We start from the raw sequence: 23,829 nt of genomic DNA, 5'->3' as shown, positions 1-23,829 counted from the left end.
CAACGGGGCGCTCATCATAACAGGACGGCCCCGCCCAAGACAGCGGCCGTCATAGGGACGCAAGCCGCCATGCAAGTGAAACACCTGCTGCTGATCGCCATCCTCGCATTGACTGCTGCTTGCTCGTCGAAGGAAGTCGTAGACGAAAACCTGAGCGAAGTCGAACTGTACCAACAGGCGCAGAACGACCTGGATAACAACAGCTATACCAGCGCCACCGCCAAGCTGAAGGCGCTGGAGTCGCGGTATCCGTTCGGACGCTACGCCGATCAGGCCCAATTGGAGCTGATCTACGCCAACTACAAGAACGCCGAGCCGGAAGCCGCCAAGTCCGCCGCCGAGCGTTTCATTCGTCTGCACCCGCAGCACCCGAACGTCGATTACGCCTATTACCTCAAGGGCCTGACCTCCTTCGACCAGGACGTCGGCCTGCTGGCGCGCTTCCTGCCGCTGGACATGACCAAGCGTGACCCGGGCGCCGCGCGCGACTCCTACAACGAGTTCGCCCAGCTGACCAGCCGCTTCCCCAACAGCCGCTACTCGCCGGACGCCAAGCAGCGCATGATCTACCTGCGCAACCTGCTGGCTTCCTACGAAATCCACGTGGCCGACTACTACCTGACCCGTCAGGCCTACGTCGCCGCCGCCAACCGTGGCCGCTACGTGGTGGAAAACTTCCAGGAAACCCCTTCGGTGGGTGACGGCCTGGCGGTGATGACCGAAGCCTACCAGCGCCTGCACCTGGACGACCTGGCGGCCACCAGCCTGGAAACCCTCAAGCTGAACTACCCGGACCACCCGTCGCTGGTCGATGGCCAGTTCACCCCACGGGTCGACGAAGCGGACAACCGTTCGTGGCTGAGCAAGGCGACCCTGGGCCTGATCGAATCCCGTCCACCGCTGCCGCCGGGCGAAACCCGCGCCAACCAGGACGTACAGCGTCAGTTCCAGGATGCCAAGGAAGCCATTCCGAACGAACTCAAGCCCAAGGATGAAAACGGCGACGTGATCGAAGAAGAAGAGCCCGAGAACGAGTCCAGCGACCGTTCCTGGTTCAGCCACCTGACCTTCGGCCTGTTCGACTGAGACCAGGGCAAGCGCAAAAAGGGAGACCCGGCGGTCTCCCTTTTTCATGCCCGGGTTTTATTGCCCTGTGCGCCGTTCGTGTCCTTGGCTAAACTGCCGGATCATTAGCCGAAAAGCCGCCCATCATGCTTCGTTTACTGTTCTGGATAGCCCTGATTGCCGCCGCTGTATGGTTCTGGCGCAAGTTCAAGGGCGCCTCCTCCGCGCCGAACGCTCCCCGGGAGCAGGACGCACAGCCCATGGTGCGCTGCGCCCAATGCGGCGTGCACCTGCCCCGTGACCGGGCGCTGGCCCTCGAACAACAATGGTATTGCAGCCAGGCTCACCTCGAGCAAGGCCCGGGCAATCGTGAGCGCTGAGGCCTCAAGCCCACGCGTCAAACAGACGCAGCGCCTGCTGCGTCTCTATCACCTGTACCGCCTGAGCATCGGCATCACCCTGGTGCTGCTGATCTCCAGCAACATGGACAACCGCCTGCTGGAGTTCGCCAACGACGACCTGCTGCGCAGCGGCAGCTGGTTGTACCTGGTGCTGAACATTCTGCTGGTGGTGTTCCTTGAGAACACGCGTCGCCCTGCCCGGCTGTTCGGCCTGGCCCTCGCCGACGTGCTGTTGCTTTCGTGGCTGTTTTTCGCAGCCGGCGGCGTGCCCAGTGCCATCGGCAACCTGCTCATTGTCTCGGTGGCCATCGGCAACACGCTGCTGCGAGGCCGGATCGGCCTGTTGATCGCGGCCGTCGCCACCCTCGGCATCGTCGGTTCGAGCTTCTTTCTTGGCTTGAGCGACTCGAACCGTCCCAGCAGTTACTTGCAGGCCGGTACCCTCGGGGCACTGTGCTTTGCCGCCGCGCTGCTGGTGCAGGGCCTGACCCGACGCTTGGAAGCCAGCGAAACCTTGGCCGAGCAACGGGCCAGCGAAGTGATCGGCCTGGAAGCGCTCAACGCCCTGATCCTGCAACGCATGCGCACCGGCATCCTGGTGCTTGACCGTGAGCGTCGGGTGCAACTGGCCAACGAAAGCGCGCTGAACCTGCTGGGCATGCACGATCTGGTCGGCCAGCAACTCGACGATTACGCCACGGCCCTGGTCGAACGCCTGCAATTGTGGCGGAACAACCCCAGCCTGCGCCCGTCCAGCCTGACCGTTACCGGCACGGGCCTGACCCTGCAACCGAGCTTCATCGCCCTGGGGTATCACGATCAGCAGCAGGTCCTGGTGTTCCTTGAAGACCTGGCCCAGGTCGCCCAACAGGCCCAGCAGTTGAAACTCGCTTCCCTCGGGCGCCTCACTGCCGGTATCGCCCATGAAATCCGCAACCCATTGGGCGCCATCAGTCACGCGGCGCAATTGCTGCGCGAATCCGAGGAACTGAACGACGCGGATCAACGTCTGACGCAGATTATTCAAGATCACTCCCAACGAATGAATCGCGTCATTGAAAACGTTCTGCAACTGTCTCGCCGCCAACAAACCACACCCCAGCGCCTCGACCTGCGCACCTGGCTCGACCAATTCGTCCGGCAGGCCCGCGAAAGCATGGCCGAACGCCAGCGACTGCATCTGAGCATCGAGCCGGGGGACTACACCACACTGATGGACCCCGACCAGCTCACCCAGGTACTCGACAACCTGCTGCGCAACGCCTGGCGTCACAGCGCAATGGTCCATGAACAGGCCGAGGCCTGGTTGAAACTGTTCATCGACCCCCACAGCCAGCTGTCGACACTGGACATCATCGACAACGGCCCCGGTGTAACGCCGGAGCAGCAGGCGCACTTGTTCGAGCCCTTCTTTACCACCAGTAGCCAGGGCACCGGCCTCGGGCTCTATCTGTCCCGTGAGCTGTGCGAAAGCAATCAAGCCCGCCTAGACTTCAAACCACGCCAAGGCGGCGGTTGCTTTCGCATCACCTTTGCTCACGGACGGAAACAGCTTTGAATAATCGCTCACGGCAACGAATCCTGATCGTCGATGACGAACCGGACATCCGCGAACTCCTGGACATCACCCTGGGCCGGATGAAACTCGACACCCGCAGCGCCAAGAACCTTGCCGAGGCCCAAGCTTTGCTGACGGGGGATGCCTTCGACCTGTGCCTGACCGACATGCGCCTGCCCGATGGCACCGGCCTGGAGCTGGTGCAGCACATCCAGCAACGTTATCCACAGCTGCCCGTGGCGATGATCACCGCCTATGGCAGCCTGGAAACCGCCATCGACGCCCTCAAGGCCGGCGCCTTCGATTTCCTGACCAAGCCGGTCGACCTGGGTCGGCTGCGGGAGCTGGTCACCAGCGCCCTGCGCCTGCCACCCATCGCCACACCGACCAGCACCATCGAGCGCTGCCTGCTGGGTGACTCGCCGCCAATGCGCAACGTGCGCAAACAGATCGAAAAGCTCGCCCGCAGCCAGGCACCGGTGTACATCAGTGGGGAATCAGGCTGCGGCAAGGAACTGGTCGCCCGACTGATCCACGAACAAGGCCCCCGCGCCAACCAGAGCTTTGTGCCAGTCAATTGCGGGGCGATTCCCACGGAACTGATGGAAAGCGAGTTCTTTGGCCACCGCAAAGGCAGCTTCAGCGGCGCCATCGAAGACAAGCCCGGACTGTTCCAGGCTGCCCATGGCGGGACCTTGTTCCTCGATGAAGTGGCCGACCTGCCCCTGGCGATGCAGGTCAAGCTGTTGCGCGCCATCCAGGAAAAGGCCGTGCGCGCCGTGGGCGGCCAGCAGGAAGAAGTGATGGATGTGCGAATCCTCTGCGCCACCCATAAAGACCTGGACGGCGAAGTGGCCGCCGGGCGCTTTCGTCAGGACCTGTATTACCGGCTGAATGTCATCGAATTGCGCGTCCCGCCCTTGCGCGAACGCCGCGAAGACATCGAACCGCTGGCCAATCACATGCTCCAACGTCTCGCGACCAGCACCGGCAGTCCGGCAGTGAAGCTCCATCCCCAGGCCCTGGAGGCCCTTCGTCACTATCGTTTCCCAGGTAATGTGCGGGAACTGGAGAACATGCTCGAGCGCGCCCACACCCTTTGCGAACACCAGCAGATCGAAGCCGAGGACCTGCGCCTGGCCGAGGGCAATAGCACCACCGACGCCGGCAACCCCGACTTGATGCAGGTCGACAATCTGGAAGACTACCTGGAAGACGTCGAACGTAAACTCATTCTCCAAGCCCTGGAGGAAACCCGCTGGAACCGCACGGCCGCGGCGCAACGGCTGAAGTTGTCGTTTCGGTCGATGCGGTATCGGTTGAAGAAGTTGGGGCTGGATTAAAGCGCGGACCTGAAGCCCGTGCTTAACCTGTGGCGAGGGAGCTTGCTCCCTCGCCACAGGTCTCTAGCCCTCCGGCACCGGTATCCGCTCGTCCAGCACACGATTGGCCAGTCATTCGCTCAGCTCAATCAACTGCTGTACCCCCAAGGCAACATGCCGTCGCGAGCCTTCAAGTTCGAAGGCCAGGTCGCTGATCGTTGCGCTGGCTGAGGCCAGGGTTTCGCTGAGGTTGGTGAGGAGGCATTCGACGTCTATGCCGACCTGGTTTGGGTGGGACCGCGTTTCTCCTGTGGGAGCGAGCTTGCTCGCGAAGGCGATGCCACAGTCGATGAGGATGTTACGTTTGCTGGCCTCATCGCGAGCAAGCTCGCTCCCACAAGGGATGTGTGGCGTATAGAAATTTTGTGATTGTTGAAGGTCGAAAATGTGGGAGCGAGCCTGCTCGCGATGACGGTAGGGAATCCAACCGCTATGTCACGGAATTACTGTTATCGCGAACAGGCTGCGGCTGTGAGGATGCGACCGCACTCAACTAGAATGTTGTATGTACTGACCTCTTCGCGAGCAAGCTCGCTCCCACAATTGGATCTGGGCACAGGTGCAGTATCAAAGCCGAACCTTACAAGCGCCCAGCCGGCGCATACGGCACAGGATCGATCACCGGCTCACGCCCCAACATCAGATCCGTGAACAACTGACACGACGCCGGCGCCAACACCAGTCCATTACGATAATGCCCACAGTTCAGCCACAACCCAGCAACCCCCGGAACCTCGCCGATGTAGGGAACACCTTCAGGCGAGCCAGGCCGCAGCCCAGCCCAATGTCCCACCACCTCGGCACCCGCCAGCGCCGGAATCAGTTGCTGCGCCGATGCCTTCAGGCTCTCCAACGCAACCTCGGTCGGGGTCTTGTCGAAACCTTCGCGCTCCAGCGTACTGCCCACCAGAATGTGTCCATCACGACGCGGGATCGCATAACGCCCCTTGGCCAGCACCATACTCGACAAGAAGTCCGACGCGCACTTGTACAGAATCATCTGGCCCTTGACCGGCTCGACCGGCAACTTCAGCCCTAGCGTCTTGAGCAGCTCACCGCTCCAGGCCCCCGCCGCCAGCACCACCTGATCGCCACGCATCGATCCCGCCGAACTGTCCACCCCCACGACACGTCCGCCATCACGGATGAACCCGCTGACCTCGCAATGCTCATGAAGCGTGACATTGGGCAACGCCTGCAACACCGCCTTGAGGGATTTCACCAGCCGAGGGTTGCGCACGTTGGCCACGCCGGCCATGTAGATCGCCCGGGAAAAACCCGCGCCCAGTACCGGCACGGCGTTGTGGACCGTCGAGATATCCACGGCCCGCAGCGGGCGCCCTTCCCGCTCGGCCCAGGCCAGCGCTTCGTCCTGGTCGTCCAGGTCCAGCCAATACAGCCCGGTCACGTGCACTTGTGGATCGATCCCGGTGGCCGCGAACAAGCGCTCACCCAGCTGTGGATAAAAATCCTGCGACCAATGGGCCAGCGCCGTGACTGCCGGGCTGTAGCGCCACGGGTACAACGGCGAAACGATGCCGCCGCCGGCCCAGGACGATTCCTGGCCGACATTGGAGCGGTCCAGCAGCACCACACGTTGCCCTTCGGACGCCAGATTGAACGCCGTCAGCAGGCCGATGACTCCGCCACCGACGATCACCACTTGCTGTTGCCTGGTCATGTTCTGATTCGACTCACTAAAACAAAGGGCGCAAAAGCGCGCCCGAATGAAAGAAACTCAGCGGCCCCAACAATCCTTGGTGGTCAGCCCCGCAGTGGCGTTGAGCATGCCCCGTGCGCCAGTGTTGTTGAGGGTGAAATCACCGCACTTGTCCGTGGCCATGGACGAGCCGCTCTTGCGTACGGCGGTCAGGGTGAAACTCTGGTCCGCCAGCGTCTGGGTAATGGTGTAGAAATCGTTGCCGCTGCTCAGCCCGGTTGCATTGGTGTAGACATTGTTCTTCGAGTAGTAGCGCTCGAGAATCTGTGCCTGCTCGGATAAGAGCCCGGCAATTTCAGTGCGTCGGCCCTTCTTCATGTATTCGGTCAGGCTCGGATAGCCGATGGTGATCACGATACCGATGATCGCGATCACGATCATGATTTCGATCAAGGTGAAACCCCGGTTGGATCTGCGCATGCCTTGCCCTCATTGTATTTGCCGCCACATGATGCGGCGGCTGCCGCCGACGGTTTTGCCCAGCAGGTCAGTGATACCGCCACTGGAGTCGTTCACGATCATATTGGTGGCCCCGTTGGCGCTGACGACGGCGCTCAGGGTCGGAATACCGCCGGTAAACACCACGCCGGCGGAAATCGTATCGAGGCTGGTGAGCGAACCATCGTTGTTGGTATCGAGTACCGCATAGTTGAGCATCTTACCGTTGAATGCATCCAATTCGATCAGTTTGCCGGTGCCGAAGCTGACACAAGGGTCGGTGGTGTCTACGGCGGCCGTGGTAAAGATCACGCGCCCGAGCACCAGGTTGGCCGGGTTGATCACCCGCTCCCCGGTCAGCGCATTGTTGTACACCAAAGGCAGGTACCAGCCCTTCTTCGCAGGGTACGTCACGTCGGTCTGGCTGGTGGTCACGAACTGCCCGGCGCTGCCTGAAAACACCCCCGTGATCGACTGGGCCTGCAGGCTCGACACGGTGATTTGCCCCCCGCCACCAGTGGCGTCCCAGATCGAATAGAACGCTTGCAGATCCTTGTTGAGCTTGTCTGCCGCTTCGTTGAACTTACCGGTACCGAAAAAAACCTGGGTGCCGCCCTGGGGATTGTCTGCCAACAGAGGCTGCACGGTGATCGGTTGGGTCGCGCCGCCGGGGGCGGTGAACAACGGCTGGCCGGCGAACGCCAGGCCCCACGCGGTGGGCGAGGTGCCGCTGAGGTCGAATTTCCACATCCGCCCCTTCAGGTCGCCACCGTAGGCGGCTTGCACCACATTCTGGGAGTTGACCCGCAACTTGACCGACGACAGGCCGTTATCGGTCTCACTGTTGTTGATGACGATTTTTCGGATCAGCGAACCGTCACGGATATCCACGACGTACAACGCCGCCACGCCGCTGTTGCTGCCATAGCCATTGGCGATGAACGCCGCCCAGCGACCGTCCGCCAGGCGCGCGACTTCGGGGCGTGCGTAGGCATAACCCAGGTCATTGAAGGCGTTGGCGGTGCTGGCAACGGTTGGCGCGCTGATTTCCCATAGCGCCCGAAACGCATTGCCCGCCGCCGCATCGAACAGTTGCACCGCGAAAAACGTCTTGCCTCCGGCCCCCGTGCCGCCCAGGGCCACGGTCTTCCAGGCGCTCCCCGATTGCACGTCGAATACACCGACCTGCCCATCCACCAGGAACTTGTGGTTCACGCCATTGATGTAGCTGGTGTCGGCGATGTCCTGCAACGAGGGCAGCACGTTCGAAGGCATGTAGGCGTAACGCCGCGTGCCGTTTGCACTGTTGATGACACTGAAAAAACCATCGTTGCCGTTCACCACCAGGCTGGTGCTCATGTTCGTCGCCTTGGTCGCCAGGTAGGTGCTATAGCTGGTGTCGTTGAGCAGGTCCGCAGCGGTCTGGTCATTGGGCGATGCCAACACCAGCGGCGAATTGATGATGTCCCCCAGCAACGCGCTGCGCACCTTCAGGCCGGTCTTGTTGACGCCCTTGCTCCACTCCACCAGGTCATTACCGGTGATCCCCGTGGGCAGGTTCTGGCTGAGGCTGGTTTGCTGGGCTGGCGAAAAGTTGCCGTAGGCCAGGGTTATCGGCACGTTGGTCGCGGTGTTCCAGGACTGATAGATCGGTGCCGTGGCGCCGGGCACGATGGCGGTATCGGTGGTCCATTGCACCGCTGCCGTGTTGACCGTGCCCGCCGAGGTAAAGCCGAACGCCCGGATGGTGCCGCGCCAGTCCTTGGGGTCATACGTGGTCTGGTAGTAGCTGGAGGTGCTCGACAATGTGGCGGCGTTGGTGGTGCCGCCGCCCCCGGAGCCAGCCTTGGAAGTGATGTCGCTCAGGGCAGAGGCCAACGCCGAGTTCAGGCCTTCGCTGTCGGTCGCCTGGTAATACTTGCCTGCACCATAGCGGGCGGCGTCTGACAACATCGGGTTGGCGGCGGTAAACCCCACGGTATAGGTATTGAGGTATTGCCGGGGAAAATCCGTGGCGTTCCAGCTCTTGCCGGTGGCGTCTGTGCCGGTGGAGCGCATGTCGATGTCGAAGGCGAACTTGGCGATGTCGTCCAGGTACAGCGTATCGCCCTCGCCATCACCATTGAGATCGTCGCCATCGTTATTGATGCCATCCCAATTCGGCAACCGGGCCAAGCCCAGCGGGTCGTTGGTGGGAAACGTCCGGTCATAGGTGGGCAAGCCGTCGGTGATCACCACGCCGAAGTTTTTCTGGCAACGGTACTGGATCGGGCTGGTGTAGGTGGCGGGCGTTCCATTGTAGTAAGGCGCCATCCCCCTGAAATAACGGGTGACCTCGTAGTAGCTCTCGGCCAACGGGGTATTGGCGACCGCACCCAGGCCGTTGATGGCATTGATCAGCGCGCTGTAGTTGCTGTTGGCTTGGGTCTGGGTCACGCTGCCACTGACCGGTGACAGATCGCTGATGGCGCGGGCGATGTACCCCCCGGGGCCGGAGTTACTGCTGTTCGGCGGGTTGAAGGTAGCAAGGCCGATACGTAGGGCGCGGTTACCGGCGACCAGGTCGTTGGAAACGTCCCGCGCCACGTTGATGCGGTAGTCGGTGGGGATGGAGCCGGTGGTGAAGTCCCGGTTCGAGCCATTGGCGAGGGTCAACAGGTACGCCAGGTATTTGGTGGTATAGCGCGTATTGCCGTCACCCACCGGGTCTGGCAATCGCAGGCAGACACGTGACAGGGCGCCCCGGTAAAAGCCATACCAGCCACTGGAGCAGCCACCACGCAACAGACTTGCCAGCAAGACGTTGCCATCGTCCGGATCGAGAGATGTTCCACCGAAGCAGCTGTTGCTGGAGTTGCAATTGAGAACCGCCGGCCGCGAGACATTGGGATCAAACCCCGCCGCCCAGATAATGTTGTTCATGCTCCCCGAATCATCGATCAGCAGCATCACGTTCGGCGTGACGGCGGCCGCACTCAGCAACGGCGAATCCGAAGGCGTGAACGCATAGACCGGCGCCGCCAGGTAAAGGCTGAGCAACGCCCCCCACAGCACTTGCCTCCAACTGCCGCGCACCTCAGTACTTCGCATAAATGCTCTCCACCACGCTGCGCTGGTTATTCCCCACCACCGCCACCGCCGTGATCCGGTACAGCGTCGCCGACGTATTGACCGGCACATTGACCGCCGTAAGCGTCGTGCCGATGTTCTGCACGCCATAAAACCCACCGGCGGCGGCAACCCAGAGCACCCCCGACGACGAATTGCGCCCTGCCCCGGTCAGCGTCGCCGACTCGGCCGGCGGCGCGCACTGGGTCGTGGTGGTACACACCGGCAATGAATAGGTTTCGACCTGCACCGCGCTTTCCCCCACCCTCAGCGCCGCCTCGGCCACCTGGAACGACTGGTTGCGCTGCATGACGCTGCTGGTCATCTTTTCCTGGAGGGTGGCGTTCTGCATCGATGACAGACCGATCAACGTCAGCAGCAACAGGAAGACCAGGCTGACCAGCAATGCCATACCCCGCTGGCGGTGCACCTGCCCCATCGAAGTCAACTCCTTCATAGCAACCGGTTGCGCAAGGCGGCAACCACATTGAATGTCTGCTCGCGCACTGCGTTCCTTGGATCAAAAAGCGTCAGGGTCAGGCGCACGCTGCGGATCAGTGCAGGGTCGGCCGGATTGCTGCTGTAGCTGGAGGCCGCGATGTCCGTCGAGCTGCCGGCGACGCCGAATGTCACGTTGAACGTGCGGACGTTATCCACCAGCACTGCCATGGTCGGGTTGGCTGGACCGCCGGCTGTCTGGACGCCCATCAGTAACTGGTTATTGCTGAAGCTGTAGACCAAACGTCGGATCGGGAACGCCATCTGTCCTGCCGCCGGCGCCCTGATCCCGGTGTAGGCAGTGGCCGAGGTCCGACAATCGGAAACGACGGTCCAGGTCGGCGCCCCACCACCGCCACCGACATCCGCCGTGACCAGGGTCAGCTTCAGGTTGGCGTTGTCCCAGCGGATCGGCGTGATCTGGCTGGCATTGAAATCCCCGGCCGAGGACGCATCGGTGATGCTCCCCAGGCAACCGAACATGCCCACCATACGAATTTCCTGGACCATTTTGCTCAGGACGAACCGGGCGTCCTCCTGCATCACTGCTGCCGCACTTTGGCTGATGTAGGTGTTCTTGGCGGCGATGAAAATCTGCACGACACCCAGGATGACGATCAGGCTGAGCACCAGGGCAATCATCAATTCAATCAGGCCGAATCCCCGGCAACGCCTGTTCATGGCGGCGTCCCCGGCGGATCGACGGCGACGCGGCTGGTCAGTACGAAGCTGCGCCGCGCCTCGGCCGCGTTGGTGGTGTTGGCGGCCCGGGTGTCGTCCCAGGAAATGGTGATGGTGTAGACCCGCTGGTTCAGGGCGATGGTGCCGGTGGCCGTGGCACCGCCGAAGGCGATGATGTTGGTCTTGAAATCGTAGAGGTCCTGGTCCCGGGCCACGTTGAGGTTCGGCGAGCTGGGCGGTGTGACGGTGTAGTCGGCGCCGGAGTTGGCGCGAATGCGGTCCAGCAGGTCGTAGGCAATGAAGCTGGCCTGGCTGGTCATGCGCGAACTGTCGGTGTACTTGAGCGCGTTGAGCTGGATCATCGCCGCCCCCAGCAAGCCGACACCGAGAATCAGCACCGCCACCAGCACCTCGATCAGCGTCATGCCCTCCTGTGCCCTTTTACTGCAATCCTTCATCCGCAACTTCCACCCAATACGATTCTTCCATTAAGGCAGACACTCAGCGTCCTGCTCTGCGCCCCTCGTACATAATTGAAACTCACCGGCGTGGCCGGTGCCGATAACCCGCCGAGGTTGTTGAAATCGATGTTGCTCACTGCTGAGGTTAGCGTCAGAGTCGCGCCACTGCTCATCGCTGGAACAACCCGCAATACATTGGCCGGCGTGCCAGTACTGTCATACACCGTCAGTTCGCCGCTCCAGACGCTGCCCTCGACCGTGGGGCGGATGCGCGTGGTGATACCTCGGTCGATCGCCTCCAGCCGGGCAAAGTTCAGCGCCCGGCGCAAGTCGTCGACCTCAGTGTCGGCCTTGGTGCTCTGCAGCGAGCCGGTGAATGACGGCACCGCCATGGTAATCAGGATCAGCAGCACGCCAAGGGCCACCAGCACCTCGACCAGCGTGAAACCTTTTGTACGAAGATCCATCGGTGCCCTCCGTTGCCGTCGGCTATACCTGCCTCTACACGCTAGAACAAACCACCGCCGTGTGCTCGACACTGCCCTGTGGTGAGGGGATTTATCCCCTCGCCACAATGGGCCATTAATCTTGAATCCGCTTCACATTCTCCAGGGAGGAGATGTCATGCACCAACAGGGCTTCAGCCTGATCGAGCTGCTCATGGGACTGGCAATTGCCGCAATTGTTCTGCCGTGGGCCAGCGCGGGCTACAAAGAACTGATCGCATCCATCGATCGCAAGGACACCGCGCAGTTGCTGATCAGCGGGTTACGCAGCGCGCGCAGCGAGGCCATCACGCGCAACCGGACGGTCGTGCTCAGGGGGATAGACAACGACTGGGGCCGGGGCTGGCGCATCACCCTGGACGATAAGGAGAAGACCGTGCTGATGGAGCGCAGAGCCAGCGCCCGGGTGGTCGGCAACCAGCCGGTGAAACGCCGGGTGAGGTTCGGCAGCCAAGGGGAAGCCCTGCACCCAAGCGGCGCATTCCAGGCAGGCACGCTGCATGTCTGCGCCAAACGCGGGCCGGTCAGCCATCATCAAGTGATACTGGCGCCTTCCGGCCGCGTGCGCCTGGAAAGCGTCGAAGCCAAACAGGCGCTGTGCGAAAAAGGACTTAAAGCAGGGAGCGCACGCGCAGCTCTTTCGGCATCGAGAACGTGATGTTCTCCTCGCGACCAGCCAGCTCATCGGCACCGGTGGCGCCCCAAGCCTGCAATTGCTGGATCACACCACGCACCAGGACTTCCGGCGCGGAAGCACCGGCGGTGATGCCGATACGCTCGATGCCCTCGAACCAGCTGCGTTGCATGTCCTCGGCACCGTCGATCAGGTAAGCGGGCGTGGACATGCGCTCGGCCAGCTCGCGCAGGCGGTTGGAGTTGGAACTGTTCGGGCTGCCGACCACCAGCACCACATCGCATTCGTTGGCCAGTTGCTTGACCGCATCCTGACGGTTCTGGGTGGCGTAGCAGATGTCATCCTTGCGTGGGCCGCCGATGGCCGGAAAGCGCGCGCGCAGGGCGTCGATCACACGGCTGGTGTCGTCCATGGACAGGGTCGTCTGGGTCACGAAAGCCAGGCTATCGGGGTTGCGTACCTGCAAGGCCGCAACATCATCCTCGTCTTCGACCAGGTAGATCGCACCGCCGTTGCTGGCATCGTATTGGCCCATGGTGCCTTCGACTTCCGGATGGCCTTCATGGCCGATCAGGATGCACTCGCGACCGTCACGGCTGTAGCGCGCCACTTCGATGTGCACCTTGGTCACCAATGGGCACGTCGCGTCGAATACCTTCAAGCCCCGGCCGGCGGCTTCGCTGCGCACGGCCTGGGAAACCCCGTGGGCACTGAAGATCACGATGACGTCGTCCGGCACCTGGTCCAGTTCCTCGACGAAAATGGCCCCGCGGCTGCGCAGGTCCTCGACGACGAATTTGTTGTGGACCACTTCGTGGCGCACGTAGATCGGCGGCCCGAAGACTTCCAGGGCGCGGTTGACGATTTCGATCGCCCGGTCCACTCCGGCGCAGAAACCACGGGGGTTGGCGAGTTTGATTTGCATGCTGTGCCTCGTGTCTTGCGCGCAAGAAATTGAATGCCTGCCTGTTGATCGAGCGAAAGGCCCGAAAACAAGGAAATCCCATGTGGGAGCGAGCTTGCTCGCGATGGCGGTGAGTCTGTCACCCCTGTATTGAAAGTGACTCCGTCATCGCGAGCAAGCTCGCTCCCACAGTGAATCGGTTGGCAGCAGGAACTGCCTGTTAAATCTCAAACCGCCTTGACGTCGAGGATTTCCACTTCGAAGTTCAAGGTCTTGCCCGCCAGCGGATGGTTGAAGTCCACGGTCACCTGGGCGTCATCGAACGCCTTCACCACACCCGGCAGCTCGGTATTGGCCGCGTCGTTGAAGATCACCAGCAGCCCCTCGGACAGCTCCATGTCCTGGAACTGGGAGCGTGGCATGGTCTGCACGTTTTGCGGGTTGGGCTGACCAAAGGCGTTTTCCGGTGGCACGACCACGGTGCGCTTGTCGCCGGCCTTGAAACCGAGGATCGCCGCTTCGAAGCCTGGCAGCAGGTTGCCATCACCGACCTTGAACACCGCCGGGGCCTTGTCGAAGGTGCTGTCGACGGTGTCGCCGTTTTCCAGGTGCAGGGCGAAGTGAAGCTTCACTTCGGTGTTTTGAGCGATACGCTGCTCAGTCATGGACGGCTTCTCCGGTTTTCTTGCTCTTGAACATGTCCAGGGCGAGCATCACGGCGCCCACGCTGATGGCACTGTCGGCAAAGTTGAACGCCGGGAAATACCAGCGGTTCTGCCAATGCACCAGGATGAAGTCGATGACGTGACCCAGGGCGATGCGGTCATAGAGATTGCCCAACGCACCACCCAGCACCAAGGCCAGCGCCACGGCCAGCCAGGTCTCATTGCGCCCCAGGCGCTTGAGCCAGACCACCAGCACGGCGCTGACCACCACGGCAATCAGGGCGAACAGCCAGCGCTGCCAGCCGGAACTGTCTGCCAGGAAACTGAACGCCGCCCCGGTGTTGTAGGCCAGGGTCCAGCTGAAGTAATCAGGGATGATCACGATCTGCTGGTACAGGGTCAATGAGCTTTCAAAGTAGAACTTGCTGGTCTGGTCGATGACCAGTACCAGCACGCTCAACCAGAGCCAGCCCAGCCGTCCGAAACGGCCCGCTGCGTTAGGCATAGTGGCGAACCTCGCCAGCACCGCTGATGTTGTCGACGCAACGACCGCAGATTTCCGGATGCTCCGGGTTCACGCCGACGTCTTCGCGGCAGTGCCAGCAGCGGGCGCACTTGGTGTGGTTCGATTTGACGATCTTGAGCTTCAAGCCGCTGACTTCGGTGGTCACCGCATCGGCCGGCGCCTGCACCAACGGCGCGACACTGGCAGTGGAGGTGATCAGCACGAAGCGCAGCTCGTTGCCCAGCTTGGCCAGGTCGCCGCCAAGGGCTTCTTCAGCGTAGAGGGTCACTTCGGCCTGCAGGTTGCCACCAACGGCCTTGGCCGCGCGCTGGATCTCCATTTCCTTGTTGACCGCGGTCTTGACCGCCATGATCCGGTCCCAATAGGCACGGTCCAGTTCGAAGCCCTGGGGCAATTCGGTCAGGCCTTCGTACCAGGTATTGAGCATCACCGACTCGTTACGCTCGCCCGGCAGGTATTGCCACAGCTCGTCGGCGGTGAACGCCAGGATCGGCGCGATCCAGCGCACCAGCGCTTCGCTGATGTGGAACAGCGCGGTCTGGCACGAACGACGGGCCTTGCTGTTGGCGCCGGTGGTGTACTGGCGGTCCTTGATGATGTCGAGGTAGAAACCACCGAGCTCCTGCACGCAGAAGTTGTGGATCTTGGAGTAGACATTCCAGAAGCGGTATTCGCCGTAGTGCTCCTGCAATTCGCGTTGCAGCAACAGGGTACGGTCCACGGCCCAACGGTCCAGCGCAAGCATTTCTTCGGCCGGCAGCAGGTCGGTGGCCGGGTTGAAGCCGGTCAAGTTCGAGAGCAGGAAGCGCGCGGTGTTGCGGATCCGCCGGTAGGCGTCCGCGCTGCGCTGCAGGATCTGCTCGGAAACGGCCATCTCGCCGGAGTAGTCGGTGGAGGCCACCCACAGGCGCATGATGTCGGCGCCCAGGGTGTCGTTGACCTTCTGCGGCGCGATCACGTTGCCCAGGGACTTGGACATCTTGCGGCCGGACTCGTCGACGGTGAAACCGTGGGTCAGCAGCTCGCGGTATGGCGCGTGGTTGTCGATGGCGCAACCAGTCAGCAACGACGAGTGGAACCAGCCACGGTGTTGGTCCGAACCTTCCAGGTACAGGTCGGCGCGCGGACCGCTCTCATGGCCCATTGGGTGCGAACCACGCAGCACGTGCCAGTGGGTGGTGCCGGAGTCGAACCAGACGTCCAGGGTGTCGCTGATCTTGTCGTACAGCGGTGCTTCGTCCCCCAACAGCTCAGCGGCATCGAGCTTGAACCAGGCTTCGATGCCTTCGGCTTCGACGCGCTTGGCCACGACTTCCATCAGTTCGACGGTGCGCGGGTGCAACTCGCCGCTTTCCTTGTTCAGGAAGAACGGGATCGGTACGCCCCAGTTGCGCTGGCGGGAGATGCACCAGTCCGGACGATTGGCGATCATCGAGTGCAGGCGCGCCTGGCCCCAGGCTGGTACGAACTGGGTCTCTTCGATGGCCTTGAGCGAACGCTGGCGCAGGGTGTCGCCGCTGGTGGGCTGCTTGTCCATGCCGATGAACCACTGCGCGGTGGCGCGGTAGATCAGCGGGGTCTTGTGGCGCCAGCAGTGCATGTAGCTGTGTTCGATGACGGTGGTGTGCAGCAGCGCGCCGACTTCGCTCAGCTTGTCGACGATGACCGGGTTGGCTTTCCAGATGAACTGGCCGCCGAAGAACTCCAGCGACGGCGCGTACACGCCATTGCTCTGCACCGGGTTGAGGATGTCGTCGTTGACCATGCCGTACTTCTTGCAGGTCACGAAGTCGTCGACGCCATAGGCCGGCGCGGAGTGAACCACGCCAGTGCCCGCACCCAGCTCCACGTAGTCGGCCAGGTACACCGGCGACAGGCGGTCATAGAACGGATGACGGAAATTGATCAGTTCCAGCGCCGACCCCGGGGCGGTGGCAACCACCGAACCTTCGAGGTTGTAGCGGGCCAGGCAGGCTTCGACCAGTTCTTCGGCCAGCACCAGCAGCTTGTCGCCAACGTCCACCAGGGCGTAGGTGAATTCCGGGTGGACGTTCAGCGCCTGGTTGGCCGGGATGGTCCACGGGGTGGTGGTCCAGATCACGATCGACGCCGGCTTGGCCAGCTTGCCCAGGCCGAACGCGGCGGCAAGCTTGTCTTCATCGGCGATCGGGAACGCGACGTCGATGGTCGAGGACTTCTTGTTCTCGTACTCGACTTCCGCCTCGGCCAGGGCCGAACCGCAATCGAAGCACCAGTTCACCGGCTTGAGGCCCTTGAACACGAAACCACCCTCGACGATTTTCGCCAGGGCACGGATTTCGCCGGCTTCGTTCTTGAAGTCCATGGTCTTGTACGGGTTGGCGAAGTCGCCCAGCACGCCGAGGCGAATGAATTCGGACTTCTGCCCTTCGATCTGCTCGGTGGCGTAGGCACGGCACAGCTCGCGGGTCTTGTCCGCGCCCAGGTTCTTGCCGTGGGTCACTTCGACCTTGTGCTCGATCGGCAGGCCATGGCAGTCCCAGCCCGGGACATACGGCGCATCAAAACCCGACAGGGTCTTGGAGCGGATGATCATGTCCTTGAGAATCTTGTTCAGCGCGTGACCGATGTGGATGGTGCCGTTGGCGTACGGAGGGCCGTCGTGCAGGACGAACTTCGGACGATCCTTGCCAATTTCGCGCAACTTTCCGTACAGGCCAATGCTGTCCCAACGCTGCAGAATCTGTGGTTCGCGCTGAGGCAGGCCGGCCTTCATTGGGAAGGCGGTGTCCGGAAGGTTTAGCGTGGCTTTATAGTCGGTCATTTAAGGCTCTTCATTAGCGATTGGCGCTGGTTGCGACAAGGGCACGGGCGGCGGCGATATCTGCATGGATCGCCGTCTTGAGCGCCTCCAGAGAGGCAAAACGCTGCTCTTCACGCAGCTTATGGTGGAAAACCACCGTCAAACGCCGGTCATACAGATCGCCGGCAAAATCCAGAACATGTACTTCAAGGTGGGCCTTGCCATCGCCCTGGACCGTGGGGCGCACGCCGATGTTGGCGACGCCGGGCCAGGTCTTGCCGTCGATCTCGACACTCACCAGGAACACCCCGGTCAGCGGCACGCGACGACGCTTGAGCTGCACGTTGGCCGTCGGCGTGCCCAATTGGCGCGCCAACTTCTGCCCGTGCAGGATCCGCCCGGCAATCCGGTACGGCCGGCCGAGCAAGCGCTCGGCCAATGCGAAATCAGCCGCCGCCAGGGCATTACGGACCTGGGTACTGCTGACGCGCAAGCCATCCATCTCGACGGTCTGCGCCGCTTCGACGGTGAAACCCTGGACGATACCTGCCTGTTGCAGGTAATCGAAATCCCCGGACCGATCACAGCCGAAACGGAAATCATCGCCGACTTCCAGATGCTTCACATCGAGACCGTCCACCAGGATGGTATCGACGAACTCGGCGGCACTGAGCTTGCTCAGGCGCTGGTTGAAGGCCAGGCACAGGACCCGGTCGACACCTTCGGCGGCCAGCAGTTGCAGTTTGTCCCGCAACCGGGCCAGACGGGCCGGGGCGGTGTCCGGGGCGAAAAACTCCCGTGGCTGCGGCTCGAAAATCACCACGCAGCTGGGCACGCCCAACTCCAGCGCACGCTCGCGCAGTCGCGCCAGGATAGCCTGGTGGCCACGGTGAACACCGTCAAAGTTGCCAATAGTGGCGACACAGCCCCGATGCTGGGGGCGCAGGTTGTGGAGGCCTCGAACCAGCTGCATAACGCGCTTCTTGCTCATAAAGTGGCCGATTATAACCACACCCGGCGGCCGACGACAGGCAACACCGCACCCCAAAGTGATCGAACCGACAAAACCGCTGCCCGGCCCGGGATTATCGAGGGCTCGCCCTCAGCTCAAGGCCTTGCGATTGAAGTCGCGCAGGCGGAAGCCCATCAGTAGCAACATACCGAAATACGCCACCACACCGGCAACCACCAGCCCCCCCAGGCGCAGGAAACGCTCGAGCATCTGCCCCTCGCCCCAGGCCGGCATGAAATGCATCGCCCCCAGCAGGACCGCCGACATCACGGCCACGGCCACCAGCAACTTGAGGCCGAACTTGCCCCAGCCCGGCTGCGGCTGATACATCTTTTGCTTGCGCAGTTGATAAAACAGCAGACCGGCGTTGAGGCAAGCGCCGGCACTGATCGCCAGGGCCAGGCCGGCATGAGCCAACGGACCGATCAGCAACAGGTTGAACAACTGGGTCATCACCAGGGTGAAAATGGCGATCTTCACTGGCGTGCGGATGTTCTGCTGGGCGTAGAACCCTGGCGCCAGCACCTTGATCACGATAATCCCGAGCAAACCCACCGAGTAAGCGATCAGCGCACGCTGGGTCATCGAGGCGTCGAACGCATTGAACTGGCCGTACTGGAACAACGAGACGGTCAACGGCTCGGCCAGGATCCCCAGCGCCAGGGAACACGGCAGCACCAGCACAAAGCACAGGCGCAGGCCCCAATCGAGAATTCGCGAGTATTCGTGGCGGTCCTGGCTGGCGTAGGTCTTGGCCAGGGTGGGCAGCAGGATCGTGCCCAGGGCCACGCCCAGCACGCCGGACGGCAACTCCATCAGGCGGTCGGCGTAGTACATCCACGACACCGAGCCGGCCACCAGGAACGAGGCAAAGATGGTGTTGATGATCAGGGAAATCTGGCTCACCGATACCCCCAGGATCGCCGGCAGCATCTGCTTCATCACTCGCCACACGCCACTATCGCGCAGGTTCAGGCGCGGCAGCACCAGCATGCCGATCTTTTTCAGGTGCGGCAGTTGATAGAGCAGTTGCGCCAGCCCCCCCACCAGCACCGCCCAGCCCAGGGCCATCACCGGTGGGTCGAAGTACGGTGTCAGGAACACGGCGAAGACGATCATGCTGACGTTGAGCAAGGTCGGCACAAAGGCCGGCACGGAAAAGCGGTTCCAGGTGTTGAGGATCGCCCCGGCCAGGGACGACAGGGAAATCAGCAATATATAAGGAAAGGTCACCCGCAGCAGGTCCGCGGTGAGCTGGAATTTTTCCGGGGTGTCGGTGAAGCCCGGCGCCGTGGCCCAGATCACCCAGGGCGCGGCGAGCATGCCGGCGGCCGTGACCAGCGCCAGCACCAAGGTCAGCAGACCGGTGACGTAGGCAATGAATGTACGGGTTGCCTCATCGCCTTTCTGGCTTTTATATTCCGCCAGGATCGGCACGAAGGCCTGGGAAAAGGCGCCTTCGGCGAAGATCCGCCGCAGCAGGTTGGGCAGCTTGAAGGCGATGAAGAAGGCGTCCGTCGCCATCCCGGCGCCGAATATCCGTGCGATCAGCGTATCGCGAACGAACCCCAGGATGCGGGAAAGCATCGTGATAGAGCTGACGGCGGCCAACGATTTGAGCAGATTCATGAAAAGAGTTTTTGCCTGTCGATAAACAGCAGGCGAACAACGCGCCCACTTGTGCGATACTCCGCGCCGCTAAACAGTGCAGAGCCAAAGCCCGCGAGTTTACAGGTCGCACGCCGGAAAGAAATCCTTCGGTGCGCAGCACCTGCCATTCAGCGGAACGCGTCACCCGCCCTTGACAAGACTTCAACTCATCGGCATGATTCGCGGCCTATTTTGTTTGCTATTTCCCAAAAAGTCTTTCGAGGAGCTCGACGGTGGCCAACACACCTTCCGCCAAAAAACGTGCAAAACAGGCTGAGAAGCGTCGCAGCCACAACGCCAGCCTGCGTTCCATGGTCCGTACCTACATCAAGAACGTAGTCAAGGCCATCGACGCAAAAGACGCTGAAAAAGCTCAAGCTGCTTACGTTCTGGCTGTGCCAGTTATCGACCGTATGGCCGATAAAGGCATCATCCACAAGAACAAGGCTGCTCGTCATAAGAGCCGCCTGAATGGCCACGTAAAGGCCCTGAACGTTGCCGCTGCTGCCTAAGCGACGCGCTCGTTAAAAAACCGACCTCAGGGTCGGTTTTTTATTGCCCGGGATTCTTCATTCAGAACATTGTGGGAGCGAGCTTGCTCGCGATGGCGGAGCATCAAACAAATCGTTGTTACTGACGCACCGCCATCGCGAGCAAGCTCGCTCCCACAGGGCTATATGCCGCTTATTGAGCGCGAGCCCACGGCAAGATCGGGATAGCCGTCACTGCATTCTGCGGGCTGCCCTCGATCACGCGGTCGCTGTAGACCAGGTACACCAGCGTATTGCGCTTCTTGTCGAGAAAACGCACCACTTGCATGGTCTTGAACACCAGCGAAGTGCGCTCGCGGAACACCTCCTCGCCATCCTTGAGCTCACCCTTGAAGCTGATGGGCCCGACCTGGCGACAGGCGATGGACGCCTCGGCGCGATCCTCGGCCAGGCCCAGGCCGCCTTTTACACCGCCGGTCTTGGCCCGCGACAGGTAACAGGTCACGCCATCGACCTTGGGATCATCGAATGCCTCGACCACGATCCGGTCGTTCGGCCCGACAAACTTGAATACCGTCGACACCTGGCCAATTTCCTCGGCCGACGCCAGCAGCGGCACCGCCAGCAGCAAGCCGATCAATCCTTTTGCCAAACCCATGATTTTTCCTTAGACGAGGATCAGGTTGTCACGGTGGACCAGTTCAGGCTCCGCCATGTAACCCAACAGACCGACAATCGCATCAGACGATTGACCGATGATTTTCTGCGCTTCCAGGGCGCTGTAGTTGGCCAGGCCACGGGCGATCTCGCGACCGTCCGGCGCCACGCACACGACCATTTCGCCGCGACGGAAACTGCCCTGGACCAGCTTCACACCCACCGGCAGCAGGCTTTTGTTGCCCTGGGACAACGCCGTCACGGCACCCGCATCCAGCACCAGCGTGCCACGGGTTTGCAGGTGCCCGGCCAGCCACTGCTTGCGCGCCGCCAGCATGCCGCGCTCAGGGGACAGCAAGGTGCCGATGCGCTCGCCCGCCTTCAGACGATCCAGCACCCGCTCCAGCCGGCCGCCGACAATGATGGTGTGAGCCCCGGAGCGCGCCGCCAGACGTGCCGCACGCAGCTTGGTCTGCATGCCGCCACGCCCCAGCGCACCGCCTGTGCCACCCGCCACCGCGTCCAGCGCCGGGTCGTCGGCACGGGCTTCGTAGATCAGCTTGGCATCGGGGTTATTGCGCGGATCGGCGTCGAACATACCGTCGCGATCCGTGAGGATCACCAACAGGTCCGCCTCCACCAGGTTCGCCACCAGCGCGGCCAGGGTGTCGTTATCGCCGAAACGGATCTCGTCGGTGACCACCGTGTCGTTCTCGTTGATCACCGGGATGACCTTCAGCTCCACCAGCGCCCGCAAGGTACTGCGGGCATTGAGGTAGCGCTTGCGGTCGGACAGGTCGTCGTGGGTCAGCAGGATCTGCGCCGTATGGCGACCGTGCTCGGCAAAGCTCGACTCCCAAGCCTGCACCAGGCCCATCTGGCCGATGGCGGCGGCCGCCTGCAGCTCATGCATCGCGCTGGGTCGCGACGTCCAGCCCAAACGGCTCATACCGGCTGCCACAGCCCCCGAAGAGACCAACACCAACTCGACGCCAGCCTCATGCAAGGCCACCATCTGTTCGACCCACACCGCCATTGCCTGGCGATCCAGCCCCTTGCCATCCGCCGTCAGCAGTGCGCTACCGATCTTCACGACCCAGCGCCGCGCACCCGTCACCTTGCTCCGCATCATCTTCAACCTTTGCCAGCGAACGGCGCGACCCAGCGCCGCCCATGGGATTATTCGTATTTGCGTTTTACAGATACCAAAACGCCGCTCGAATGAGCGGCGCCTTGGGAACCGGCTTGCCGGCGATGATAACACTGCGCTGAAACACTTGAACCTGTGGGAGCGAGCTTGCTCGCGATAGCGGCGTGTCAGCTAACGACCATGTCAACTGACAGACCGCTATCGCGAGCAAGCTCGCTCCCACAGGGCTCCCATAGGTCCTGGCTTCACGCCAGCACAAGATCAGTCGCGAACGTAGATGATTTCCGGACCGTCTTCATCATCCACATCTTCTTCGTCCCAATCGTCGTCACCGATGTCATGGACCGACTTGACGCCACTGCGACGCAGGGCGCGCTGGTCGTCCAGTGCCTGCAGCTGGGCACGGGCCTCGTCTTCGATGCGCTGGTCGAGCTCGGCCAGTTCTTCCTTGTAGGCCGGATCGTTGGCCAGGCGGTCGGCACGATCTTCCAGGTAACGCATGATGTCGTGGCACAGGCGCTCAGTGCCTTCTTTGGCGATGGCCGAGATCACATAGACCGGACCCTCCCACTCCAGGCGGTCGACGATTTCCTTGACCCGCTCCTCATGTTCTTCTTCGAGGATCTGGTCGCACTTGTTCAGCACCAGCCAACGATCACGCTCGGCCAGGGCCGGGCTGAACTTGGTCAGCTCGTTGACGATGACTTCGGCAGCCTCGGCGGCGTCGGTTTCATCCAGCGGCGCCATGTCGACGAGGTGCAGCAACAGGCGGGTACGGGACAAGTGCTTGAGGAAACGAATCCCCAGGCCCGCGCCCTCGGAAGCCCCTTCGATCAGCCCTGGAATGTCGGCGATCACGAAACTCTTCCAGCGGTCGACGCTGACCACGCCCAGGTTCGGCACCAGGGTGGTGAACGGGTAATCGGCCACTTTCGGCTTGGCCGCCGACACCGAACGAATGAAGGTACTTTTACCGGCGTTTGGCAGGCCCAGCAGGCCCACATCGGCCAACACTTTCATTTCCAGCTTCAGGTCACGCTGCTCGCCGGGCTTGCCTGGCGTGGTCTGGCGCGGCGCGCGGTTGGTGCTGGACTTGAAGCGGGTGTTGCCCAGGCCGTGCCAGCCGCCATGGGCGACCAACAGACGCTGGCCGGCCTTGGTCAGGTCGCCGATCACTTCCTGGGTGGCCGAATCGATCACTGTGGTGCCGACTGGCACACGCAGGATCAGGTCTTCGCCCTTCTTGCCGGTGCAGTCGGTGCTGCCGCCGTTGGAGCCACGCTCGGCATCGAAGTGCCGGGTGTAACGGTAGTCCACCAGGGTGTTGAGGTTTTCGTCGGCGAGCATGTAGATCGAGCCGCCGTCCCCCCCGTCACCGCCGTTCGGGCCGCCGTTTTCAATGAATTTTTCCCGACGGAAACTCATGCAACCATTGCCGCCGTCGCCGGCCTTCACTCGAATCGATACTTCATCAACAAACTTCATGACACACGCCTCTCGCCATACGGACGAGCCAAAAAAACAAGACATAAGACTCTTG

The 23,829-nt window shown here is 62.0% G+C and carries 23 protein-coding genes; 6 read left to right on the top strand and 17 right to left on the bottom strand.

Features of this window, described 5'->3' with window-relative positions:
• Window positions 1-69: 69 nt before the first annotated feature.
• The 4 genes from BLU85_RS24585 (at window position 70) to BLU85_RS24570 (ending at window position 4,367) form a co-directional block, all read left to right on the top strand.
• Window positions 70-1,086, top strand: coding sequence for an outer membrane protein assembly factor BamD (locus tag BLU85_RS24585; RefSeq protein WP_092204245.1), 1,017 nt, complete (start codon window positions 70-72; stop codon window positions 1,084-1,086).
• A 125-nt stretch (window positions 1,087-1,211) separates the two neighbouring features.
• On the top strand, window positions 1,212-1,445 hold the full coding sequence (locus tag BLU85_RS24580; RefSeq protein WP_092204244.1) for a PP0621 family protein: 234 nt from the start codon (window positions 1,212-1,214) through the stop codon (window positions 1,443-1,445).
• Complete coding sequence (locus BLU85_RS24575) at window positions 1,435-3,024, top strand: sensor histidine kinase (protein WP_092204243.1); 1,590 nt, start codon at window positions 1,435-1,437, stop codon at window positions 3,022-3,024. Before BLU85_RS24580 ends, BLU85_RS24575 begins: the two co-directional genes overlap by 11 nt.
• A complete protein-coding gene (locus tag BLU85_RS24570; RefSeq protein WP_092204242.1) occupies window positions 3,021-4,367 on the top strand; it encodes a sigma-54-dependent transcriptional regulator in 1,347 nt (448 codons plus the stop codon). The genes BLU85_RS24575 and BLU85_RS24570 overlap by 4 nt, the downstream gene beginning before the upstream one ends.
• Window positions 4,368-4,478: 111 nt before the next feature.
• Here BLU85_RS24570 and BLU85_RS31860 read toward each other — a convergent pair whose 3' ends face one another.
• From BLU85_RS31860 to BLU85_RS24530, 8 genes are all read right to left on the bottom strand, one after another.
• Window positions 4,479-4,751 carry a DUF6124 family protein gene (locus tag BLU85_RS31860; protein ID WP_371914256.1) on the bottom strand — a complete coding sequence of 91 codons (273 nt, stop codon included), beginning with the start codon at window positions 4,749-4,751 and terminating at the stop codon, window positions 4,479-4,481.
• Window positions 4,752-4,986: 235 nt separating this feature from the next.
• Window positions 4,987-6,087 (bottom strand): glycine oxidase ThiO, encoded by a 1,101-nt coding sequence (gene thiO / locus BLU85_RS24560; RefSeq protein WP_092204241.1) that lies wholly within the window; start codon window positions 6,085-6,087, stop codon window positions 4,987-4,989.
• Window positions 6,088-6,144: 57 nt separating this feature from the next.
• Entirely contained in the window at window positions 6,145-6,546 is a 402-nt protein-coding gene (locus BLU85_RS24555; protein WP_092204240.1) for a type IV pilin protein, read from the bottom strand.
• A 9-nt stretch (window positions 6,547-6,555) separates the two neighbouring features.
• Window positions 6,556-9,654: a pilus assembly protein gene (locus BLU85_RS24550; protein ID WP_092204239.1), complete on the bottom strand. Its 3,099-nt coding sequence runs from the start codon at window positions 9,652-9,654 to the stop codon at window positions 6,556-6,558.
• Entirely contained in the window at window positions 9,641-10,111 is a 471-nt protein-coding gene (locus tag BLU85_RS24545; protein WP_092204238.1) for a pilus assembly PilX family protein, read from the bottom strand. The genes BLU85_RS24550 and BLU85_RS24545 overlap by 14 nt, the downstream gene beginning before the upstream one ends.
• Window positions 10,112-10,125: 14 nt before the next feature.
• The gene (locus BLU85_RS24540; protein WP_092204237.1) at window positions 10,126-10,851 is read right to left on the bottom strand and encodes a PilW family protein; all 726 of its coding nucleotides are present in this window, start codon (window positions 10,849-10,851) and stop codon (window positions 10,126-10,128) included.
• A complete protein-coding gene (gene pilV / locus BLU85_RS24535) occupies window positions 10,848-11,309 on the bottom strand; it encodes a type IV pilus modification protein PilV (RefSeq protein ID WP_092204236.1) in 462 nt (153 codons plus the stop codon). The genes BLU85_RS24540 and pilV overlap by 4 nt, the downstream gene beginning before the upstream one ends.
• Entirely contained in the window at window positions 11,306-11,779 is a 474-nt protein-coding gene (locus BLU85_RS24530; RefSeq protein WP_092204235.1) for a GspH/FimT family pseudopilin, read from the bottom strand. Before BLU85_RS24530 ends, pilV begins: the two co-directional genes overlap by 4 nt.
• A gap of 157 nt (window positions 11,780-11,936) precedes the next feature.
• Between BLU85_RS24530 and BLU85_RS24525 the strand changes: the two genes are divergently transcribed.
• Window positions 11,937-12,476, top strand: coding sequence for a GspH/FimT family pseudopilin (locus BLU85_RS24525; protein ID WP_092204234.1), 540 nt, complete (start codon window positions 11,937-11,939; stop codon window positions 12,474-12,476).
• On the opposite strand, the gene ispH is transcribed toward BLU85_RS24525, so the two are convergent.
• The 6 genes from ispH to murJ form a co-directional block, all read right to left on the bottom strand.
• The gene (ispH, locus tag BLU85_RS24520; protein WP_060740559.1) at window positions 12,430-13,377 is read right to left on the bottom strand and encodes a 4-hydroxy-3-methylbut-2-enyl diphosphate reductase; all 948 of its coding nucleotides are present in this window, start codon (window positions 13,375-13,377) and stop codon (window positions 12,430-12,432) included. The genes BLU85_RS24525 and ispH overlap by 47 nt on opposite strands.
• Window positions 13,378-13,583: 206 nt before the next feature.
• Window positions 13,584-14,021, bottom strand: a complete 438-nt coding sequence (gene fkpB, locus BLU85_RS24515) for an FKBP-type peptidyl-prolyl cis-trans isomerase (protein WP_060740558.1) — start codon at window positions 14,019-14,021, stop codon at window positions 13,584-13,586.
• The gene (gene lspA / locus BLU85_RS24510; protein ID WP_092204233.1) at window positions 14,014-14,526 is read right to left on the bottom strand and encodes a signal peptidase II; all 513 of its coding nucleotides are present in this window, start codon (window positions 14,524-14,526) and stop codon (window positions 14,014-14,016) included. The genes fkpB and lspA overlap by 8 nt, the downstream gene beginning before the upstream one ends.
• Window positions 14,519-17,350, bottom strand: a complete 2,832-nt coding sequence (gene ileS, locus BLU85_RS24505) for an isoleucine--tRNA ligase (RefSeq protein ID WP_092204232.1) — start codon at window positions 17,348-17,350, stop codon at window positions 14,519-14,521. Before ileS ends, lspA begins: the two co-directional genes overlap by 8 nt.
• 13 nt (window positions 17,351-17,363) lie before the next feature.
• The gene (ribF, locus tag BLU85_RS24500) at window positions 17,364-18,302 is read right to left on the bottom strand and encodes a bifunctional riboflavin kinase/FAD synthetase (RefSeq protein ID WP_170847636.1); all 939 of its coding nucleotides are present in this window, start codon (window positions 18,300-18,302) and stop codon (window positions 17,364-17,366) included.
• A gap of 129 nt (window positions 18,303-18,431) precedes the next feature.
• Entirely contained in the window at window positions 18,432-19,970 is a 1,539-nt protein-coding gene (gene murJ / locus BLU85_RS24495) for a murein biosynthesis integral membrane protein MurJ (protein ID WP_092204230.1), read from the bottom strand.
• Between the two features lie 254 nt (window positions 19,971-20,224).
• Here murJ and rpsT point away from each other — a divergent pair, with 254 nt between their 5' ends.
• Complete coding sequence (rpsT, locus tag BLU85_RS24490; RefSeq protein WP_003185593.1) at window positions 20,225-20,503, top strand: 30S ribosomal protein S20; 279 nt, start codon at window positions 20,225-20,227, stop codon at window positions 20,501-20,503.
• A gap of 172 nt (window positions 20,504-20,675) precedes the next feature.
• Here the strand turns inward: rpsT and BLU85_RS24485 are convergent, their stop codons facing one another.
• From BLU85_RS24485 to cgtA, 3 genes are all read right to left on the bottom strand, one after another.
• Window positions 20,676-21,140: a CreA family protein gene (locus BLU85_RS24485; RefSeq protein ID WP_030140286.1), complete on the bottom strand. Its 465-nt coding sequence runs from the start codon at window positions 21,138-21,140 to the stop codon at window positions 20,676-20,678.
• Window positions 21,141-21,149: 9 nt separating this feature from the next.
• Entirely contained in the window at window positions 21,150-22,268 is a 1,119-nt protein-coding gene (gene proB / locus BLU85_RS24480) for a glutamate 5-kinase (protein WP_072411890.1), read from the bottom strand.
• A 282-nt stretch (window positions 22,269-22,550) separates the two neighbouring features.
• Window positions 22,551-23,774, bottom strand: a complete 1,224-nt coding sequence (gene cgtA / locus BLU85_RS24475; protein WP_092204229.1) for an Obg family GTPase CgtA — start codon at window positions 23,772-23,774, stop codon at window positions 22,551-22,553.
• Between the last annotated feature and the right edge of the window lie 55 nt (window positions 23,775-23,829).

Source organism: Pseudomonas sp. NFACC14 (genome assembly GCF_900106885.1).
Lineage (GTDB): Bacteria > Pseudomonadota > Gammaproteobacteria > Pseudomonadales > Pseudomonadaceae > Aquipseudomonas > Aquipseudomonas fluorescens_AA.
The sequence above is the reverse complement of the archived record's forward strand: the minus strand, read 5'-3'. Positions and strand labels throughout refer to the sequence as shown.

Bases quoted from the DNA above. Each gene is read 5' to 3' on its own strand.
- BLU85_RS24585 (WP_092204245.1), top strand. From the start codon at position 70: ATGCAAGTGAAACACCTGCTGCTGATCGCCATCCTCGCATTGACTGCT.
- BLU85_RS24580 (WP_092204244.1), top strand. From the start codon at position 1,212: ATGCTTCGTTTACTGTTCTGGATAGCCCTGATTGCCGCCGCTGTATGG.
- thiO (WP_092204241.1), bottom strand. From the start codon at position 6,087: ATGACCAGGCAACAGCAAGTGGTGATCGTCGGTGGCGGAGTCATCGGC.
- BLU85_RS24555 (WP_092204240.1), bottom strand. From the start codon at position 6,546: ATGCGCAGATCCAACCGGGGTTTCACCTTGATCGAAATCATGATCGTG.
- BLU85_RS24550 (WP_092204239.1), bottom strand. From the start codon at position 9,654: ATGCGAAGTACTGAGGTGCGCGGCAGTTGGAGGCAAGTGCTGTGGGGG.
- BLU85_RS24545 (WP_092204238.1), bottom strand. From the start codon at position 10,111: ATGGGGCAGGTGCACCGCCAGCGGGGTATGGCATTGCTGGTCAGCCTG.
- BLU85_RS24540 (WP_092204237.1), bottom strand. From the start codon at position 10,851: ATGAACAGGCGTTGCCGGGGATTCGGCCTGATTGAATTGATGATTGCC.
- pilV (WP_092204236.1), bottom strand. From the start codon at position 11,309: ATGAAGGATTGCAGTAAAAGGGCACAGGAGGGCATGACGCTGATCGAG.
- BLU85_RS24530 (WP_092204235.1), bottom strand. From the start codon at position 11,779: ATGGATCTTCGTACAAAAGGTTTCACGCTGGTCGAGGTGCTGGTGGCC.
- BLU85_RS24525 (WP_092204234.1), top strand. From the start codon at position 11,937: ATGCACCAACAGGGCTTCAGCCTGATCGAGCTGCTCATGGGACTGGCA.
- ispH (WP_060740559.1), bottom strand. From the start codon at position 13,377: ATGCAAATCAAACTCGCCAACCCCCGTGGTTTCTGCGCCGGAGTGGAC.
- fkpB (WP_060740558.1), bottom strand. From the start codon at position 14,021: ATGACTGAGCAGCGTATCGCTCAAAACACCGAAGTGAAGCTTCACTTC.
- lspA (WP_092204233.1), bottom strand. From the start codon at position 14,526: ATGCCTAACGCAGCGGGCCGTTTCGGACGGCTGGGCTGGCTCTGGTTG.
- ileS (WP_092204232.1), bottom strand. From the start codon at position 17,350: ATGACCGACTATAAAGCCACGCTAAACCTTCCGGACACCGCCTTCCCA.
- ribF (WP_170847636.1), bottom strand. From the start codon at position 18,302: ATGCAGCTGGTTCGAGGCCTCCACAACCTGCGCCCCCAGCATCGGGGC.
- murJ (WP_092204230.1), bottom strand. From the start codon at position 19,970: ATGAATCTGCTCAAATCGTTGGCCGCCGTCAGCTCTATCACGATGCTT.
- BLU85_RS24485 (WP_030140286.1), bottom strand. From the start codon at position 21,140: ATGGGTTTGGCAAAAGGATTGATCGGCTTGCTGCTGGCGGTGCCGCTG.
- proB (WP_072411890.1), bottom strand. From the start codon at position 22,268: ATGCGGAGCAAGGTGACGGGTGCGCGGCGCTGGGTCGTGAAGATCGGT.
- cgtA (WP_092204229.1), bottom strand. From the start codon at position 23,774: ATGAAGTTTGTTGATGAAGTATCGATTCGAGTGAAGGCCGGCGACGGC.